Origin of the sequence: Stenotrophomonas sp. SMYL8, assembly GCF_036320065.1 — a bacterium.
GTDB classification, from domain to species: Bacteria; Pseudomonadota; Gammaproteobacteria; order Xanthomonadales; family Xanthomonadaceae; genus Stenotrophomonas; species Stenotrophomonas maltophilia_A.
This window is the reverse complement of sequence record NZ_JAWIRR010000058.1, coordinates 1-2,108: the sequence shown is the minus strand read 5'-3', so window position 1 is coordinate 2,108 and position 2,108 is coordinate 1. Positions and strand designations below refer to the sequence as shown.

The 2,108-nt window shown below is 66.4% G+C and carries 4 protein-coding genes; all 4 read left to right on the top strand.

Annotated features, from left to right (window positions below; all coding sequences use genetic code 11):
• On the top strand, nucleotides 1-443 hold a 443-nt coding region (locus V3B25_RS22300; RefSeq protein ID WP_329811560.1), incomplete at its 5' end, for a 5-formyltetrahydrofolate cyclo-ligase.
• The gene (locus V3B25_RS22295; protein ID WP_329811270.1) at nucleotides 440-919 is read left to right on the top strand and encodes an EVE domain-containing protein; all 480 of its coding nucleotides are present in this window, start codon (nucleotides 440-442) and stop codon (nucleotides 917-919) included. The genes V3B25_RS22300 and V3B25_RS22295, both read left to right, overlap by 4 nt.
• A 22-nt stretch (nucleotides 920-941) precedes the next feature.
• Nucleotides 942-1,589 carry a ribose-5-phosphate isomerase RpiA gene (rpiA, locus tag V3B25_RS22290; protein WP_006389802.1) on the top strand — a complete coding sequence of 216 codons (648 nt, stop codon included), beginning with the start codon at nucleotides 942-944 and terminating at the stop codon, nucleotides 1,587-1,589.
• Nucleotides 1,590-1,610: 21 nt separating this feature from the next.
• Nucleotides 1,611-2,054, top strand: a complete 444-nt coding sequence (locus tag V3B25_RS22285) for a DUF192 domain-containing protein (protein WP_049421686.1) — start codon at nucleotides 1,611-1,613, stop codon at nucleotides 2,052-2,054.
• Nucleotides 2,055-2,108: the final 54 nt, after the last annotated feature.

Below are 2,108 nucleotides of genomic sequence, written 5' to 3'. Positions count from 1 at the left end.
GGGCGCTGGATGGCGAAATCGCCCTGCACCGCTGGCAGCTGCAGCTGCCCGAAGGGCTCACCTACTGCCTGCCAGTGCTGGCCGGCGACGTGCTGCGCTTCGCGCCGTGGCGGCCCGGGCAGCCGCTGACCAGCAACCGCTATGGCATTCCCGAGCCGGACGTGGCGATGGAAGACACCCTGGAACCGTCGCAGATGGCGTTGGTCGTGACCCCGCTGGTGGGCTTCGACACACAGTGCCGGCGGCTGGGCATGGGGGGCGGCTGGTATGATCGCAGCTTCGCCTTCCGCCACGACCGGCCGGCGCCGCCCTGGCTGGTCGGTGCTGCATTCGCGGTGCAGCAGGTCGAGTCCTTGCCGGTGGCGTCGTGGGACGTACCGGTGGATGCGATCTGCACCGAAGACGGCACCCTGCTCCCCTCCGCTGCCCCCGTGAACGCATGACCGCCCGCAAGCGCTACTGGCTGATGAAGTCCGAACCGGACGCCTTCTCCATCGATGACCTGGCCAAGGTCAAGGTCGAACCCTGGAACGGGGTGCGCAACTACCAGGCGCGCAATTTCATGCGCGATGGCATGCAGGTAGGCGACGGCATCCTGTTCTACCACTCCAATACCAAGGTGCCGGGCATCGTCGGCCTGGCCACGGTGGCCAGCCCGGCCTACCCGGACGACACCCAGTTCGACCCCAGATCCGACTACCACGACCCCAAGAGCACGCGCGAGAACCCGCGCTGGATGCTGGTGGACGTGGCCTTCGACCGCAAGCTCAAGCAGGTGATCGCGCTGGACGAGATCAAGCTGCACGCCGAAGCGCTGGGCGAAGGCTTCCCGCTGGTTGCCAAGGGCAACCGCCTGTCGGTATTCCCGGTGACGGCTGCGCAGTGGAAGCTGCTGCTGTCGCTGGAAAAGAAATCCTGATTCCCTGCCTGAGAGTTCTCCCATGTCCGAAGCCAAGCGCCTGGCCGCCGAGAAAGCCATCGAGTACGTAGAAGACGGCATGATCGTCGGTGTCGGCACCGGTTCCACCGTGGCCTATTTCATCGATGCCCTGGCCCGCATCCAGCACCGCATCAAGGGTGCCGTGTCCAGCTCCGAACAGAGCACCGCGCGCCTGAAGCAGCACGGCATCGAGGTGATCGAGCTGAACCACAGCGGCAACCTGTCGCTGTACGTGGACGGCGCCGATGAGTGCGATGCCAACAAGTGCCTGATCAAGGGCGGCGGCGCCGCACTGACCCGCGAGAAGATCATCGCCGAGGCCAGCGAGCGCTTCATCTGCATCGTCGACCCGAGCAAGCAGGTGCCGGTGCTGGGCAAGTTCCCGCTGCCGGTGGAAGTGATCCCGATGGCGCGCAGCCTGGTCGCCCGCCAGATCCGCGACATGACCGGCGGCCAGCCGACCTGGCGCGAAGGCGTGGTCACCGACAACGGCAACCAGATCCTGGACATCCACAACCTGCAGATCACCGATCCGGAAAAGCTGGAGCGCGAGCTCAACCAGCTGCCCGGCGTGGTCTGCGTGGGCCTGTTCGCGCGCCGCCGCGCCGATGTGGTGATCGTCGGTGGTGAGCCGCCGGTCGTGCTCTGACCCTTTCGAAGGATCCTGACGATGTCGCTGTTGCGTTCGCTGCTGATGCTTCCGCTGCTGGCCCTGGCCGGCTGTGCTACCGACGCGGCCCGCCATTGGGTCGAGCTGGATGGCGCCCGCTACCAGGTGGAGCTGGCCACCAACGATGAAACCCGCGCGCGCGGGTTGATGTTCCGCGACCAGATGGCCGCCGATCACGGCATGCTGTTCATCCACGACCGCGAGGAAATGCAGGCGTACTGGATGAAGAACACCAAGCTTGCGCTGGACATCCTGTACTTCGACAGCCAGCGCAAGCTGGTCAGCCAGCAGCGCGATGTGCCGCCGTGCTCGGCCGGCGACATGTGCCCGCCCTACCCCAGCGGTGGCCCGGCGCGTTACGTGCTGGAGCTCAACGCCGGCCAGGCCGAGAAGCTCAAGCTGAAGGACGGCACGGAGCTGAAATTCGGCCCAGGCATCGAGTAACAGGGTTCTGCCCGCGGTAGTGCCGGCCGCTGGCCGGCAACCCTGCAGGGGTCA

Bases quoted from the DNA above. Each gene is read 5' to 3' on its own strand.
- V3B25_RS22295 (WP_329811270.1), top strand. From the start codon at position 440: ATGACCGCCCGCAAGCGCTACTGGCTGATGAAGTCCGAACCGGACGCC.
- rpiA (WP_006389802.1), top strand. From the start codon at position 942: ATGTCCGAAGCCAAGCGCCTGGCCGCCGAGAAAGCCATCGAGTACGTA.
- V3B25_RS22285 (WP_049421686.1), top strand. From the start codon at position 1,611: ATGTCGCTGTTGCGTTCGCTGCTGATGCTTCCGCTGCTGGCCCTGGCC.